Genomic DNA, 15255 nt, shown 5'->3' with positions numbered 1-15255 from the left:
CGGTCCGCGGCCGGGAGATAGGGGAGGCGGCTGAGCGGTTTCGTTCAAGGTTCGGCATTTGGCATTTGGCGTAGGCATTCACAAAAACAGATAGCATCGGGAGGCTCGTGCAATGAAGGTGTTGGTGACGGGCGGCGCGCGCAGCGGCAAAAGCTCCTTCGCGGAGCGGTATGCCGCCACGCTCGCCCCCGAAGGGTTGTACGTTGCGACGGCGCACGCGTATGACGAAGAGATGAAAGCGCGTATCGGGCTTCATCGCCAGGAGCGCGAAGAGCGCGGTTTTTCATGGACGACGGCGGAAGCGCCTTACGCGCTGGCGGAGACACTGCGTCAGGCGGATGCGCCGGTCGTGCTGGTCGACTGCCTGACCTTATGGCTGTCGAACTGGCTGCTGCGCTTTGAAGGGCACAGCGCCCGCGATCGGCTGCTGGAAGGGAAGATCGGGGAGCTGGTTGAAGCTTTCCGGGAGCTGGAACGGCCTGTCGTGCTTGTCACGAACGAAGTCGGCAGCGGGCTTGTGCCCGAAAATAAGCTGGGACGGTTATTCCGCGATTTGTCCGGTCGTATGAACCAGCGTCTGGCCCGGGAAGCGGACCAGGTGTTTCTGGTTACGGCCGGCATTGCCGTTGAGTTGAAAAGCCGTGAGTTTCGTCTGTAGCCGGGGAAGGCGAGGGAACGGAGTTGCTTGTATACAGTTGGGAAGAAGCGGCCTGGATGGCCTTGGCCGCGATCGTCACGGATTGGATCGTCGGCGATCCGGCCTGGCGCTGGTTGACGCATCCGGTTGTGTGGATCGGGCGATGGATCGGATGGCTGGAGCGCCGGCTAAGAGAGGACGGGCGGCCGTTGCCGCCCGCTTCGCTTCGCAGGCGCGGGCTCGTATTGACAGCGCTGACGGTAGGTTTGGCGTTTGCCGTCATCTACGCCATCGTCTGGGCGGCGTTTTGGATCCATCCATGGCTTGGGTACGCGGTTAACGTATGGTTCATCTCGACCACCATCGCGGTCAAAGGCCTGAAGCAAGCGGCGATGGCCGTTTATGTGCCGCTGCGGGAAGGACGGCTTGCCGAAGCGCGCACCTTCACCGGTTATATCGTCGGGCGCGATACGACGAAGCTGGAGGAGCCGGAGCTGACGCGCGCCACGGTGGAGACGGTGGCGGAGAACATCGTCGATGCGTTCACAGCTCCGATTTGTTTCGCTTTATTGGGAGGCGCGCCGCTGGCGATGCTGTACCGGGCGACGAACACGCTGGATTCGATGGTCGGGTACAAGAACGACAAGTATGCGGATTTCGGCTGGGCCTCGGCGCGCTGGGACGATGTGCTCAATTACATACCCGCCCGGCTGGCCGGCCTGCTGCTCGTAGTGTGGGCGTGCTGCGCGCCGGGTATGTCGGGAAAGCGCGCGGCGATGGCGGTGCTTCGCTTCGCGAAGCTGCATCCGAGTCCGAACAGCGGCATTCCTGAATCGGCGGCGGCCGGCGCGCTGGGCATCGAGCTTGGCGGCGTGAACGTCTACCATGGGCGCGCCAGCGAACGCGCCCGGATGGGCTGGCCGCTGCGGCAGCGCGGACGGGACGATATCGTCCGCACGGTGGGGATGCTGTACGGCGTCAGTTATCTCATGGCAGGAGGGCTGCTGATATGCGCGCTGTTGTCGCTCTGATCGGAGCGTGGGGTGCCGCTTGCGCGGCGGCCTTTCAGTTTTTGACCCGGCTTCCGGTGCCGTTCCGGCTCGAGTACAATGACGCTTTGTTTCGGCGGAGCGTCGTTTTTTATCCGTTCGTCGGCTGGGTGCTGGGGGGGCTCGTTGCTGTACTCGGCGGTATGCTGACGGCCTTGGGCCTGCCGCCGACGGTAGCGGCTGCGCTGACGCTCTGCGGCTGGATCGCCTTGACCGGCGCGCTGCATCTGGACGGTCTCATGGATACGGCGGACGGAATTTTCAGTCACCGCTCTCGCGAGCGTATGCTTGAAATTATGAAAGACAGCCGCGTCGGCGCCATGGGCGTTATTGCTTGCGTGCTGCTGCTGCTCATCAAATGGTCGCTGTTGTCCGAGCTGCTCGGCACATCCGGCGAACGACTGCCCTCCAGCTGGCCGCTCGTCTCGCTTGCGCCGTTGTGGAGCCGCTGGTTCATGGTGGCGGCGATCGTCGGCTGGCCCTATGCGAGAGCGTCGCAAAGCGGCGGGCTGGGCGGTTTTTTTCGCGGGGTCGGATGGCGGCATGCGGGCGTGCAAACGGCGCTTGCTCTGGCGCTGTCTTGGCTAACCATTTGCGGCTTAACAGCTGCCGGCTGGATAAGCTCGACGCCCGGAGAAGGCCTAAGGTTGGCGCTGGCGTTCGGCTTGACGGCAGGTGTGCTCGGCGCGGTCATGAGCACGTATATCGCCAGAAAGCTGGGCGGCTTGACCGGAGACACGTACGGCGCGATGAATGAAACGATCGAAGCGGCGCTGCTGCTGCTGCTGTGGATGATGGCGGTGAGATGATACAAGAAGGGAGCGTGTCTCATGCTGGAACAATACGGACACGGAGGGGATTTGCGGACGGCGGCCGACATATTCGGACAGCCGAAGGACGGGTTTCTGGATTTCAGCTCCAATATGAATCCTTTGGGGCCTCCGGAGGCGGTACGAGCGATGATGGCGGATCGGTGGCGGGAGCTCGCGCATTATCCGGACCCGGCTGTGCGGGAGCTGACGCTGAAGCTGGCCGCCAGACACGGCGTTGACCCGGCCTGCATACTCGTCGGCAACGGAGCCGCGGAGCTGATCGATTTGACGGTGCGGGCGCTGCGGCCCGGGACGACCGGCCTGGTGCGGCCTTCCTTCAGCGAATACGAAGAAGCGGTCCATAAATGCGGCGGCCGTATTGTCGATATTCCTGTTCAAGCGGATCGCGGCTTTGAGCTGCAGCTGCCTGCTCTTCAAGCGGCCGCAGCGGGGTGCGACCTGCTGTTCCTCGGTCACCCGAACAACCCGACGGGCCGATTGCTGCCCGCCGATGTGCGGCAGGCGCTTGCAGAAGGCAGCCTCGGCAAGGGAGGCTGCGAGAGTCCCCATACGATCGTGGACGAAGCGTTTCTCGATTTCGTCGCGGAGGAGGAGCGGTTTACGCTGGCGCGAGCTGCGGCGCAAAGCCGGCGGTTGATCGTCATCCGATCGATGACGAAGTTTTATGCGGTTCCCGGCATCCGGCTCGGCTACGCGGTCGCGCATCCGGAGCGGATCGCCGAGCTGCGGCGTCTGCAGGTGCCGTGGAGCGTGAACGCGCCGGCGCAATGGATCGGCGCGGCCGCTCTCGACGACCGCGATTATGCGCAGCGGACGCTCGCTTGGCTGAAGCCCGCGCGGGAGCAGCTTGTCGCCGGGCTGAGGGGGCTCGGGCTTCAAGTATACGATAGCGAGGTCAATTTCGTATTGTTCTCGCTGCGGCCGTTAGGCTTGCGGATCGGGGATTTGCAGCGGGAGATGGGCCGACGGGGTATCCTGATCCGCGACGCTTCGACGTTCCCCGGTTTGGATGCCTCCTATGGCCGGCTGGCCGTCAAGCGGCCGGAGGACCATCGCAGGCTGATCGCCGCATTGCGGGAAGCGCTCGAGGCGCTGCTTGCGGACGGTCAAGCTGCTGGAAAAGCTTCGGCGGCGGCGAGCTCCCCTGCAAGCGCCCGCACAATCGCCGCGGCTTCCGCTGCCCGGCCGGGGCCTGCGGGCTCGGCCGGTTCGCCGCCTTACGCGGCGACGCTGATGCTGCAGGGCACGGCGTCCGACGTCGGCAAAAGCTTGCTGACCGCAGCGCTTTGCCGCATTTTGCTGCAGGATGGTCATCGGGTGGCGCCCTTCAAGTCGCAGAACATGTCGCTCAACTCTTACGTGACGCCCGACGGGAAAGAAATCGGGCGGGCACAAGGGATGCAGGCGGACGCCTGCCGGATCGCGGCAACGACCGATATGAATCCGATTTTGTTGAAGCCCAAAAAAGACATGGTGTCCCAAGTTGTCGTGCATGGCAAGCCTTACCGCGATTTGGACGCGCGCGCATATCGGGAGCGATATTTGCCCGAAGCGGAAGGGGTCGTGAAAGAGGCCCTGCACCGGCTTCGGCAAACATGCGATATCGTCGTGATTGAAGGGGCGGGCAGTCCGGCCGAGGTCAACCTGAAGGACCGCGATATTGTCAACATGCGGCTTGCCGGGTGGGCGGACGCTCCGGTGCTGCTTGTCGCGGATATCGACCGCGGCGGCGTGTTCGCGTCGCTCGTCGGGACGCTCGATATTTTGACCCCGGAGGAACGGGCGCGCGTTCAGGGCTTCGTGATCAACAAGTTTCGCGGCGACGCGACGCTGCTGAAGCCGGGCATCGACTGGCTGGAGGCGCGTACGGGCAAGCCGGTGCTCGGGGTCATTCCTTATTTGCCTGACCTCGGCCTCGAAGACGAGGATTCGGCTTCGCTTGACCGGAAGCTGGCTGAATCAAGCGGACATGGCGCTCCCAAGGGTACCCCGGACGAAGACGGTGTGCTCGACATCGCCGTCATCCGCCACCCGCGCCTGTCGAATTTTACGGATATCGATCCGCTCCTGTACGAACCGGATGTGCGGGTTCGATTCGTCACGACAGCCGCCGAGTTCGGCCGGCCGGATGCGGTTATCGTACCCGGGAGCAAAAACACGGTCGACGACCTGCTCTTTCTCCGCGAAACGGGCTTGGACCGCCAAATCCAGATGCTGGCGGCTCATGACGGTTGGATCGTCGGCATTTGCGCCGGATATCAGATGCTGGGCGCCCGGCTGCTCGATCCTGATCTTGTCGAGTCCGATCGCCCCGAACTGCCGGGCCTCGGCCTGTTCCCTACCGAAACGGTGTTTGCAAGCGACAAACGGACCGTACGCGTCGAAGGCCGTACAGCGTTGTACGCCGGCGCCGGCGAAGCCGGCTGCCCCGTCACCGGTTACGAGATTCATATGGGGCGGACAACCTTTCTCGAACCGGTAACACCCGCATTTCGGGTGCGCCCTTGCGGATTCGCTGCTGCAGGAACGGTTCCTGACTCGGATGAGCTGACCGCGGACGGTGCCGCATCGGCGAATGGCCGCCAATGGGGGACGTACCTGCACGGCATCTTGCATAATGACGGCTTCAGGCGCGCGTTTCTGAATCAAATCCGCGTGGCCAAAGGCTGGGAGCCGCTGCCCGCAGCCCTGCGCTTTCTGGAGCGGCGCGAAGCGGCGTTCGACCGGCTGGCCGACCACGTGCGGATGCACTTGGATATGGACCGTTTATATGAGATGATACAAAATAAATAATCAACAGGCAGGAGGCGTTCGAATGCGAATCTATACGCGTACGGGAGATGCGGGGCAAACCGGTGTGATCGGGGGCCGTGTGGATAAGGACGACGTTCGGGTCGAGGCGTACGGGACGGTGGACGAATTGAACAGCTTTGTCGGGCAAGCGATGGGCTTCCTGGATGCGGGAAGAGATGCCGATTTACTCGCCGATTTGCTGGAGATTCAGCATGAGCTGTTCGACTGCGGCTCGGACTTGGCTTTGCTGAAGCAAGAGCTTCGGCCTTACAAGGTAACGGCGGAGATGGTCGATCGCCTGGAAACATGGATCGATAAATACGATGCGGAAACGCCGGATATCAAGCGGTTTATTTTGCCTGGAGGGAGCGTGGCATCTTCGACGCTGCACGTCTGCCGGACGGTATGCCGCCGGGCGGAACGGCGGGTCGTGACGTTAGCGCGGACGCAGCCGATCAACGAAGAGGTCCGCCGGTATTTGAACCGCCTGTCCGATTTGTTCTTCACGATCGCCCGTACGGCCAACCATCGCGCAGCAGTCCCCGATGTGGAGTATGCGCGCAGCGCCGAGGTGTTCAGACGTAAATCATGACAACCTACTATAAGCCTTTAGAATATGTAGTGCCGCCGGAAGACGACGGCATTGTGCTGCGTACTGTCCTTCGCAGCCGCTTGGGCGTGTCCCGCAAGCTGCTCTCGCGCTTAAAAATGACGGAGCAGGGCATAACCGTGAACGGCGAGCGGAAATACATCGATGTGAAGGTGAGAACCGGCGATCTGGTTGCCGTCCGCATGATCGAGGAACAATCGGACGACATTATGCCGCAGCCGATGCCGCTCAACATTTTATACGAGGATGAGGAACTGCTCGTGCTCAATAAAGAGGCAGGCCTTATCGTGCATCCGACGCATGGCCACTACACCGGGACGATCGCGAACGGCGTCGTTCATTACTGGCGCGAGCGCGGAGAAAACTTCCGTTTCCGTCCCATTCACCGGCTGGACCAGGAGACGTCCGGTGCGCTGGCGGTAGCCAAAAATCCTTACGTCCACCAGCAAATTTCCGAGCAGATGCAGGCGCATCAGTTGAAGAAAGAGTATCTCGCCATCGTCCACGGGCGCATGGCCGACGATACCGGCACCGTGAATGAGCCGATCGACCGCAATCCGGACGCTCCGCATCTCCGCATCGTAACGGAAACGGGCTATGCCGCGGTCACGCACTACCGGATCGAGCGGCGGTTCGCCAAAGCGACGCTTGTCCGGCTGCGGCTGGAGACGGGGCGGACACACCAGATTCGCGTTCATATGCAGCATCTCGGCCACCCGCTGCTCGGCGATAAGCTGTACGGCTTCAAGAGCGAATCCGCTGAAGCCGGGATCGACAGGCATGCGCTTCATGCATGCACGCTTGGTTTGACGCATCCGACACTGAAGCGGTGGATGGAGTTCGAGGCGCCGATGCCGGACGATATGGAGCATTGCTTGGCACGACTTGCACGGTAAAGCGCAAATCAAAATCCGCAGGGCGGCTCCGATCGGAGAAACCGGCCCGCGGATTTTTCGTATTTACTGGAGCATGCCCAAATATTCCTTCAGCGCGACCGCGATATCGTCCATCGAGCTGGACTTGGGCGTCAACAGCTGCATGTACGTTCGCGGGAGCGTGCCCGGACTCGTGCGGAAATCGACCGGGTACGGAGTCACGATGACTTGGCGAGCCTCAAAATGTTTCACCGACCGGGCCATATGGAAGGCCGATGTGATGAGAATCGGGCGGCTCAGTCCGGTTTTCGTCAGCAGCTCCTTGCTGTTTTGCGCGTTTTCCCGGGTGGTGCGGCTCTTATCGTCGAGCAAAATGTCCTGCTCGGGTACGCCTAAGCGGAGCAGCGTCCGTTTGGAAAGCTGCCCCTCGTTCCCGGTGTTCTCGTTCACTTGTCCGCCGGATACGAGGATCGGCAGCGGCTTCTGCTTGTACAGCTCGGCAGCCGATACGACGCGTTGAAGCGTTGAGCCGGATAGCTGCCCTTCTCCCGCCGGGCTCGCAACACCGCCGAGCGCACCTCCCGTCAGCATCACGTATACGTCGCCGTCCAGTCGGTCAGGAACAGTGTACCGGTTCTCCAGACTGCGCACGATCGGGTCGCTCACGAGCTGGATCGAAGCTGCATACAGCAGCAAGGCCGCTGCCAGCATCGTCCATCCGGCTTTGCGGTTTACTTTGAGGTACAGCCATCCGGCGGCGAGCAGCAGAAGCGCGACGAAGAGGCCCGGCGGCAGCAAAAACGCGTATACAAATTTAATGATGTAAATCACGTGACGGCGCTCTCCTTTATCAGCGGATTTCGAATCTGGGCTTCTTCCTCATTATGTGACCGCGGCATCGCTTTTTTCAACCCTGGAGACGCGTAGATTTGCAGGCCGTTCCGGGTCATCGGTATAATAAAAGGGAATTCAAGAAACGAGGTTGAACACAATGACGACAACGCATGATAAAAACACGGTTACGATTTACGAATATCCGACCTGCAGCACGTGCCGAAGCGCGGTGAAATGGCTTGAAAACGAAGGCTGGACTGTGAACAAACATCATATCAAGGAACATCCGCCGACGGTGGAAGTGCTGACCGATTTAATTGCACGAAGCGGACTCGATATTAAAAAGTGGTTTAATACGTCGGGCGACGTGTACAAAGAACTGCAATTGAAAGATAAGCTGCCTCATCTTTCGCAGGAGGAGAAAATCAAGCTGTTGTCCTCCCACGGCATGCTGATCAAACGCCCGGTCGTAACGGACGGCGAACGGGTGACGGTGGGCTTCAAGCCGGAGCAGTACACGGAAAACTGGAGCCGGTCCGTATAAACCCTGAAGGAGCGTGGCCTGGTTTGCAGCAAAAAAAAGAGAGGAACAAGCAAAACCCCCTATGGTTCATCGGAGCCGCAGTCATGTTCTTGTTATCGCAGCTGAAGCTGCTGCTTCCGCTGCTTAAATTAGGAAAAGCTGGTGGAGCCATCATCTCGATGGCGATTTCCGTCGGAGCGTATGCGATCATTTATCCTTGGCAATTCGCCGTAGGCGTTGTCTTGCTTATCTTTGTGCACGAGCTCGGTCATGTGCTTGCCGCCAAGCAAAAGGGGCTGCCGGTGACGGCGCCGGTATTTATTCCGTTTCTCGGAGCGATGATCAGTATGAAGCGTCATCCCCGGGATGCCGTAACGGAAGCGTATCTCGCCTTCGGCGGGCCGCTGCTGGGGACAATCGGGGCGATGGCTGTGTTCGGCGCAGCCTATGTGAAGGATAGCGATTTTCTGTATACGTTATCTTATGTGGGCTTTTTCATCAATTTGCTGAATTTGCTCCCGATTCATCCGCTGGACGGCGGCCGCATTTCAACCGCGGTTACGCGCTGGCTTTGGCTGGTCGGTCTGATCGGCGGGCTCGCGTTCATTATTTACCGGTTTAGTCCGATTTTGATGCTGATCTGGGCGTTATTTGCCTATGACCTGTATAAGAAATACGTGAAAAACCGCAAACACGGGGAGAAGCGCTCCCTCACGCTAAGCTTCATGATTGACGCCGAACCGCTAATCGCTCAAGGGTATATCATTCCGGGAACCGAGCATAAGCGTGATTTGTCTTTTACGACGTATACCGATTTGAAGGAAGAGCAGCAGCTGGTCGACATCTATTGGGACAGCCTGGATTTTCGAGGTACGGTTCCGATGAGCCAGCCCTCGATTATTCATCGGGTACGCTTGATGGGACTGCCGCGGGTACAGAAGGAGAACGGGCTGCAGCTGGAAATGCTTTGCCTGATCGACTACTCGGTACACGAGAACGATCGGTACTATGAAGTGCCGACGGCGGCTAGATGGAAGTTCGGCGCCGCTTATTTGGGGCTGGCCGTTGTTCTGCTGTACATGATGTGGCAGGTGCACGAATTGACGGGCATTAACTTTTAAGGTATGAACGATTCATGGGATACACCATATTAAGTGGAAGTCGGGGATGGATTCGATGAAAAAAAGGGAGTCCAAACGGTTGGCCGAACTCGGTTCGGCCATTTTTTCTGAGGTGGCTCAGTGGAAGCGCGAAGTGATTGCGCGAGGAATAGACGTGATCGATCTGGGGATCGGCAGTCCTGACCGCGGACCTTCGGAACGGGTGAGGAGCGCGTTAAGCGAGGCGGCGGCAGACCCGACGTTGTACGGTTATCCGGGCACGGAAGGAACGCTTGCATTCAGGCAAACCGTGGCGGCATGGTACGACTATCGTTTCGGCGTCAAGCTTGACCCGGAGACGGAGGTGGTTGCGCTTATGGGATCGCAGGATGGGCTCTCTCATCTGGCCTTGGCGGTGACCGACCCGGGCGATGTGGCTATCGTGCCCGATCCGGGTTACCCTATTTATGCGGCGAGTCTCGTGATCGCGGGGGTGACGCCTTATCTTGTGCCGCTTTGTGCGGAACATGATTTCTTGCCGCAGCTGGACCGGATTCCGGCGGATGTGTTGAAGCAGGCGAAGTTCATATTGCTCAACTACCCGAGCAATCCGCTGTCGGCGGTCGCCACGCTGCCTTTCTTCGAGAGGCTTGTCGATTTTGCGCGTCAGCATGATTTGCTGATCGTCCACGATATCGCATATTCGGAAATGGCGTTTGACGGTTTTCGGCCGCCGAGCGTTCTTGAAGTGGAAGGGGCCAAAGACGTCGCCGTTGAATTTCATTCGTTGTCGAAAAGCTTTAATATGGCGGGCTGCCGGATCGCGTTTATGGTCGGACAGCCGGAGGCGGTGCGTGCTCTGCGCACGTTGAAGTCGAATATTGATTACGGGGTGTTTCTCGCGGTGCAGCGGGCGGGAATTGAGGCGATGCGGGAAGATATGGAGCCGGGAAGCGTTTCGGTAGCCGCGTTGTATCAAAGGCGGAGAGATATCGTCGTGGAAGGATTAAACGCCGCAGGTTGGGCAATCCCTAAGCCGAAAGCGTCGATGTTCATCTGGGCGCCGATCCCGCACGGATGGACATCTCGACAGATTTCCCGGGAAATGCTGTACACCGCGGGAGTTGTCGTAATCCCGGGAGACGCCTTCGGGAAAGAAGGCGAAGGATATGTCCGAATTGCGCTGGTACAAGAGGAGGACAGGCTGCTGGAGGCAGTCCGTCGCATCGGCGAGTTTTTGCGAGTGATCGGCAAGAAGAGCGGTCTGTAAATCGAATAGCGGAACTTCAGTACATGATTTGCACAGGTTGGGGCGTATTGAAACAAATAGCGGAACCATGGGATCTAATTTGCCTTATGATCGGCTCAAAAGCCGATTAGTAAGGCAGATAGCGCACCAGAGTTCCGCTATTTATGTGAAGTGTCTGATTTCTGCTTGCATCCAAGCCCAGTTATTCAGCACCTCCGGGAAAAGGCGAGCGGTTACCGGGGGTTAAGAAGAACGCTGCGGGACTAAGCTTGGTAGGCAAGAGGGATTAAGATTCCGTCGCTTGCGTGGCCGGGATTTGTCCATGCTCGACTAACATCTGTACGGCAAGGATATACATCGCATGCGACCAAGTCAGCGGTACGACCCATGCCGTTTCGCCGGTCAATTGATCCACCTGCTCGGGCAGCAGGCCCATCGCAGTGCGATGCTCGACCGCCCACTGAAGATGACGCCAAGCTTCGTCGTATTGACCGCGCGCGATCCGGTAGTGGCATAGCCACAACGTGGTCAGAATCCACGGATTGCCGCCGATGTAGGGGTCGTTCTCGTAACGCTTGATACCGCCGACGACGGGCGCCGTAAGCGCCTGCTCTACTGCTTCCGCGGTGGAGATCATGATCGGATCGTCCACGGGCAGGACGCCGAATGGCACGGACACCCCAAGCAAGCTGATGTCGAGAACCGGATCGAACTCAAGCGCATAGGTGACATATCCTTTCGCGTTCACCGATGTCGAGACAGGCTGTCCTTGAGCCGCAGCTTCGCGGTAAACGCCTTCCGGCACGCCCAGCTTCAACGCGCGGTACAAGGCCCCGCGCTCCTCGTTCCAGCATCGCTCGCGGATGCTTCGCGCAATCGTATCGGCAGCCCGGCTCCAGCCGGCCGCGAGCGCTTTATCGCCGCGAAGCCGGGCGAACGATGCCGCGGCGGTCAGCCCTCCGTATACGGCCGCAGCCGAATACGTATGCTCAGCCGAGCGCTCCTCCCACAGATCGCGGCTCGGCAGCGGCAGTCCGGTTTCGGCGTCCAAATAGCCGATCAAGAAATCGGCGCCCTTCGCCACTGCCGGCCAGACGCGGTCCGCGAACGCGGCGTCCCGGGTGTGAGCGTAGTGCTGCCACATGCCCCATAGGATCGACGCGCCTTCGTCGATCTGCAGCCCCCATGACGGTGCCAGGCGTCCGTCGTGGTAATGCCGCTGCTGCCAAGAGCCGTCCGGATCCTGGGCCGTCAGCGTCCAGTCGTAGAAGCGGGTGGACAGTTCCTGAAGGCCGACGCGGTCAAGCGCAGTCGTGATGAAGGCGGCGTCGCGCCCCCAGCAGTAGGCGTAACCGCCGCAGCGGGTGAAGCCTTCGTCGAATTCCGGCGCAGCTACGACGCTGCCGCTGCGCTCGTCGGACATCAGTTTCATCGCGAGCAGCGAACGTTCATACAGCTCGCGAACCGATTCGCTGGCGGCCGGAGCGGGAACCGCAGCGGCCAGAAAACCGTGCCAATAGCTGATGGTCAGCTCGCGCCAGTGCGCTTCGGGCTGGCTTTTCGCTTTGGCCAAGGTGTCGTAAGCTTCCTGCCGGGTGGAGCCGGCGGCGATATAGACGGGCACATCGATGACGGCGCCTGGCTGCACGTCGTCAAAGCGCCAGCTGAGCGCCCCGTCCGGAGTCATATCGATCACGTTGCCGTCAAGCTCGCCGTCTTGCGCGTCGCTCCAGGCGGAGCCAGCCTGATAACCTGCGCAAACGTTTGAACTGGAGACCGAAAAAATATACTCGTGGCGTAGATGAACAAGCGCGTCGTTCGATTCTTCAAACGATGTCGTATGGTAATAAGACGTCTCCATCGAACGGAACGAAGAGTAATACAGGAACCGGAACGACACGGCTTCACTGCCCCGGTTCGTGAAACGGTAGCTGCGCACATAAATATCTTCGGAAGGTACGGCGTAATCTAACGTTTCGACGGATACCGGCACATGCGAAGAAACCGCCTCGACGCGGAATACATTCGTGCGCGGCACATAACCGGCCTCATGCCGCCATCCGTCCTGCTCGCTGTCGAACCAGGTGGTTGCCGTCGTATGTCCGTCCACGAACAAACCGCTGCGAATTTCGTCGACATGCTGCGGGTAGTCAATGTGCGGCCACCATAGGCGGAACAGCCGTCCCGTTCGTCCAAGAGAGGCCAGAAACCTTGAATTTCCTGCAATTGCGTCGATCAGATAAGGCTTTTTGTCTTGTGTCATTGCGTTCAGCTCCTTAGGGTTGAATGTGATGCAGAGATGATTCGCGCGCGATCAAGCGATGCGGAATGATCATTCTCGTATGATGGATAGCTTCCCCTTTAACCGCTCGGATTAACGTTTGAGAAGCGGTATAACCGAGTTGGTAAATGCCGATGTCCACCGAACTGATCGGCGGCGAGGCGAGCTCGGACATCGGGATGTTGTTGAAGCCGATCAGACTGAGATCCTGAGGCACCTTGTAGCCGAGCTCGGTCAAGCCGCGAAGCACGCCGAAAGCGACGAGATCGTCCATGACGACGAGGGCGGTAGGGCGTTCCGGGAGCGTCATAAAGAACGACATCGCCCGGTATCCGCTTTCCTGCAAAAACTCGCCCTCGACAATCCACTCCGAATGAAATTCCACTTCGGCATCTGCGAGCGCCTGCTTGTAGCCTTCCAAACGGTCTCGCGACACGATCAGATTGGGCGGTCCGCTGACGAAGCCGATTCGCCGGTGGCCTTGCGCGAGTAAATGCTTGGTTACGTCGTAAGCGGCTTGTACATTATCGTTGTCCACGGATAAAACATCGGGATGCTCTTCACTGCGGCCGATCAATACGAACGGAAACCGCTCTTCCTTCAGGAACGAAATGACCGGATCGGAATTCCGCGAGTACAGCAAAATAACGCCGTCGACTCGGCGGCCCCGCACCAAGCGGGTGACGGCTTCCACTTCTTCGCGCTCCGTGATGCCCGTCGTCATCATCAGATCGTACTCCGAACGGGCTGCTTGAGAAACGACGCCGCGTATCACCTCGGAGAAAAATTGGTTCAAAAACAATTCCTCTGCGGAGCGGGGCAGCAGCAATCCGATGGTCTGCGTCGTTTTGGACACGAGGCTCTTGGCCATCATATTGGGATGATAGCCGAGCTCCTCCATGATGTCCTTCACTTTGCGGACGGTGGCCGGGCTGATCCGCGGATGGCCGGAAATGACGCGGGATACGGTGGAAGGCGAGACGCCGGCTTTTTTGGCGACATCGATAATGGTTACATTCATGGAGTTCCTCCGAAAGTGGAGCGAGCCTGTGCCATTTGCATAGTTGGTGCAAACGTTTGTATTGCGGCTGCTCTTGAAGTCATTTGCTTTATTAACGAACCGAAAAGTGGATGTTTATCCTGGGATCCAAGTGCTGGGTGTATCGTAAGCGAAGGTTCGTTTTGAGCACGAATGTTTTTTGAAAGGGCTGCAAACAGCTGCTTTTCTTATATTATCTTAATTTTGTTGGAAAAGTAAACCGTCAACTCGCAAAATTTGCGGCTAGCTTACGCAAAAGCAAAAGCTTTTAATCATAAGTTGAACATACTGCAAGGCAACAGGAATAGTGCAAACGTTTCTACAGCCTTCGCGTATTTGTCAGGGCTCTCTTCCAGCCATGTTTGCCCCCTGCCGGGAGAACGCTTGTTACGACATCGGTTCGGACGGTAATAGACCGCTCTGAGCTGTAGACGGGTTTCGTTTCCAATGCGAGCCCTTGGTTCCTATGCTATAATGAGAGGAAAAAGGTTGGAGCGATGCAAGGGAATGGACAACAATAACGTGATGCTGATCGACGGAATGGCGCTTCTTTTTCGCGGTTACTATGCCAATTCTTATGGGGGATACATTCGGAAAACAAGCGCCGGCTTGCCGACCAACGCGGTGTACGGCTTCGTCAAATATATGCTGGATGCGATATCCAGGTTTAAACCGACCCACGTCATCTGCTGCTGGGATATGGGCAGCAAGACGTTCCGTACCGAGAAATATGACGGCTACAAGGCGAATCGCCCGGATGCGCCGTTAGAGCTTGTGCCGCAGTTTGATCTGGTGAAAGAGGTCGTATCGAGCTTCAACATACCGAATGTCGGCATCGCCGGGTTCGAGGCGGACGACTGCATCGGAACGCTGGCGCGAAAGTTCGAAAGCGACGACACGAACGTACATATATTAACCGGGGACCACGACATGCTTCAGTTGGTGACGGATCGCACAAGAGTCATTATTATGAAAAAGGGAGCATCCAACTACGCCGTGTACGATGCGCAAACGCTGCTCGAGGAGAAACAGCTTACCGCCGCCCAGTTCATCGATTTGAAGGGGCTGATCGGCGATACGAGCGATAACTATCCCGGCGTCAAGGGCATCGGCGAGAAGACGGCCGTCAAGCTGCTGCTCGAATACGAATCGATTGACGGCATCGTTGCCAATTTGCCTTCGCTATCGAAGTCGGTCAAGGCGAAGATCGAGTCCGATCTGGACATGCTGCATTTATGCCGGGAGCTCGCTACCATCAAGTGCGACGCCCCGATCGATTGTGCGGTCGAAGACAGCTTGTGGCGGCCGGATCCCGACAAGGTTCGGGAGAAATTTTTGGAGCTTGAGTTCAACAGCCTAGTGAAGGAAATCTCGGCGTTCCATTCGGTCGTGGCCTAAGCGGGACAATCGGGATATAACTACGCAGAAAGGC

General features: G+C 58.7%; 13 protein-coding genes. 10 read left to right on the top strand and 3 right to left on the bottom strand.

The features are described from left to right. Nucleotides 1–112 precede the first annotated feature (112 nt). Genes cobU through PVA01S_RS14715 form a run of 6 tightly spaced genes read left to right on the top strand, consistent with a single transcriptional unit; the run spans nucleotide 113 to nucleotide 6818 of the window. A complete protein-coding gene (gene cobU, locus PVA01S_RS14740) occupies nucleotides 113–658 on the top strand; it encodes a bifunctional adenosylcobinamide kinase/adenosylcobinamide-phosphate guanylyltransferase (RefSeq protein ID WP_127608237.1) in 546 nt (181 codons plus the stop codon). A 23-nt stretch (nucleotides 659–681) separates the two neighbouring features. After that, nucleotides 682–1668 carry an adenosylcobinamide-phosphate synthase CbiB gene (gene cbiB, locus PVA01S_RS14735; RefSeq protein WP_127608236.1) on the top strand — a complete coding sequence of 329 codons (987 nt, stop codon included), beginning with the start codon at nucleotides 682–684 and terminating at the stop codon, nucleotides 1666–1668. Further along, the gene (gene cobS / locus PVA01S_RS14730) at nucleotides 1647–2495 is read left to right on the top strand and encodes an adenosylcobinamide-GDP ribazoletransferase (RefSeq protein ID WP_127608235.1); all 849 of its coding nucleotides are present in this window, start codon (nucleotides 1647–1649) and stop codon (nucleotides 2493–2495) included. Before cbiB ends, cobS begins: the two co-directional genes overlap by 22 nt. A 21-nt stretch (nucleotides 2496–2516) precedes the next feature. After that, nucleotides 2517–5312, top strand: a complete 2796-nt coding sequence (locus PVA01S_RS14725) for a cobyric acid synthase (RefSeq protein ID WP_127608234.1) — start codon at nucleotides 2517–2519, stop codon at nucleotides 5310–5312. A 22-nt stretch (nucleotides 5313–5334) separates the two neighbouring features. Continuing rightward, nucleotides 5335–5904 (top strand): cob(I)yrinic acid a,c-diamide adenosyltransferase, encoded by a 570-nt coding sequence (locus PVA01S_RS14720; protein WP_054797958.1) that lies wholly within the window; start codon nucleotides 5335–5337, stop codon nucleotides 5902–5904. Then, on the top strand, nucleotides 5901–6818 hold the full coding sequence (locus tag PVA01S_RS14715; protein WP_127608233.1) for an RluA family pseudouridine synthase: 918 nt from the start codon (nucleotides 5901–5903) through the stop codon (nucleotides 6816–6818). The genes PVA01S_RS14720 and PVA01S_RS14715 overlap by 4 nt, the downstream gene beginning before the upstream one ends. 63 nt (nucleotides 6819–6881) lie before the next feature. Here the strand turns inward: PVA01S_RS14715 and PVA01S_RS14710 are convergent, their stop codons facing one another. Further along, nucleotides 6882–7628 (bottom strand): YdcF family protein, encoded by a 747-nt coding sequence (locus tag PVA01S_RS14710; RefSeq protein WP_054797959.1) that lies wholly within the window; start codon nucleotides 7626–7628, stop codon nucleotides 6882–6884. 160 nt (nucleotides 7629–7788) lie between these two features. On the opposite strand from PVA01S_RS14710, the gene PVA01S_RS14705 reads away from it, so the two are divergent. The 3 genes from PVA01S_RS14705 to PVA01S_RS14695 are packed head-to-tail and all read left to right on the top strand — an operon-like array spanning nucleotide 7789 to nucleotide 10524. After that, the gene (locus tag PVA01S_RS14705; protein ID WP_127608232.1) at nucleotides 7789–8175 is read left to right on the top strand and encodes an arsenate reductase family protein; all 387 of its coding nucleotides are present in this window, start codon (nucleotides 7789–7791) and stop codon (nucleotides 8173–8175) included. Between the two features lie 23 nt (nucleotides 8176–8198). Next, the gene (locus PVA01S_RS14700; protein ID WP_127608231.1) at nucleotides 8199–9275 is read left to right on the top strand and encodes a site-2 protease family protein; all 1077 of its coding nucleotides are present in this window, start codon (nucleotides 8199–8201) and stop codon (nucleotides 9273–9275) included. A 55-nt stretch (nucleotides 9276–9330) separates the two neighbouring features. Further along, entirely contained in the window at nucleotides 9331–10524 is a 1194-nt protein-coding gene (locus PVA01S_RS14695) for an aminotransferase class I/II-fold pyridoxal phosphate-dependent enzyme (protein ID WP_127608230.1), read from the top strand. 265 nt (nucleotides 10525–10789) lie between these two features. Here the strand turns inward: PVA01S_RS14695 and PVA01S_RS14690 are convergent, their stop codons facing one another. Together PVA01S_RS14690 and PVA01S_RS14685 are read right to left on the bottom strand one after the other, a co-directional pair. Next, nucleotides 10790–12766: a glycoside hydrolase family 15 protein gene (locus tag PVA01S_RS14690; protein WP_127608229.1), complete on the bottom strand. Its 1977-nt coding sequence runs from the start codon at nucleotides 12764–12766 to the stop codon at nucleotides 10790–10792. A gap of 13 nt (nucleotides 12767–12779) precedes the next feature. Next, nucleotides 12780–13805 carry a LacI family DNA-binding transcriptional regulator gene (locus tag PVA01S_RS14685; RefSeq protein ID WP_127608228.1) on the bottom strand — a complete coding sequence of 342 codons (1026 nt, stop codon included), beginning with the start codon at nucleotides 13803–13805 and terminating at the stop codon, nucleotides 12780–12782. Between the two features lie 525 nt (nucleotides 13806–14330). Here PVA01S_RS14685 and PVA01S_RS14680 point away from each other — a divergent pair. Then, nucleotides 14331–15221, top strand: a complete 891-nt coding sequence (locus PVA01S_RS14680; protein ID WP_054797960.1) for a 5'-3' exonuclease — start codon at nucleotides 14331–14333, stop codon at nucleotides 15219–15221. Nucleotides 15222–15255: the final 34 nt, after the last annotated feature.

The organism is Paenibacillus validus NBRC 15382 (assembly GCF_004000985.1).
Classification (GTDB): domain Bacteria; phylum Bacillota; class Bacilli; order Paenibacillales; family NBRC-103111; genus Paenibacillus_G; species Paenibacillus_G validus.
This window is presented reverse-complemented; position numbering and strand designations above follow the sequence as displayed.

Excerpts from the sequence above, each read along its gene's own strand:
- cobU (WP_127608237.1), top strand. The coding sequence starts at position 113 with ATGAAGGTGTTGGTGACGGGCGGCGCGCGCAGCGGCAAAAGCTCCTTC.
- cobS (WP_127608235.1), top strand. The coding sequence starts at position 1,647 with ATGCGCGCTGTTGTCGCTCTGATCGGAGCGTGGGGTGCCGCTTGCGCG.
- PVA01S_RS14725 (WP_127608234.1), top strand. The coding sequence starts at position 2,517 with ATGCTGGAACAATACGGACACGGAGGGGATTTGCGGACGGCGGCCGAC.
- PVA01S_RS14720 (WP_054797958.1), top strand. The coding sequence starts at position 5,335 with ATGCGAATCTATACGCGTACGGGAGATGCGGGGCAAACCGGTGTGATC.
- PVA01S_RS14715 (WP_127608233.1), top strand. The coding sequence starts at position 5,901 with ATGACAACCTACTATAAGCCTTTAGAATATGTAGTGCCGCCGGAAGAC.
- PVA01S_RS14705 (WP_127608232.1), top strand. The coding sequence starts at position 7,789 with ATGACGACAACGCATGATAAAAACACGGTTACGATTTACGAATATCCG.
- PVA01S_RS14695 (WP_127608230.1), top strand. The coding sequence starts at position 9,331 with ATGAAAAAAAGGGAGTCCAAACGGTTGGCCGAACTCGGTTCGGCCATT.
- PVA01S_RS14690 (WP_127608229.1), bottom strand. The coding sequence starts at position 12,766 with ATGACACAAGACAAAAAGCCTTATCTGATCGACGCAATTGCAGGAAAT.
- PVA01S_RS14685 (WP_127608228.1), bottom strand. The coding sequence starts at position 13,805 with ATGAATGTAACCATTATCGATGTCGCCAAAAAAGCCGGCGTCTCGCCT.
- PVA01S_RS14680 (WP_054797960.1), top strand. The coding sequence starts at position 14,331 with ATGGACAACAATAACGTGATGCTGATCGACGGAATGGCGCTTCTTTTT.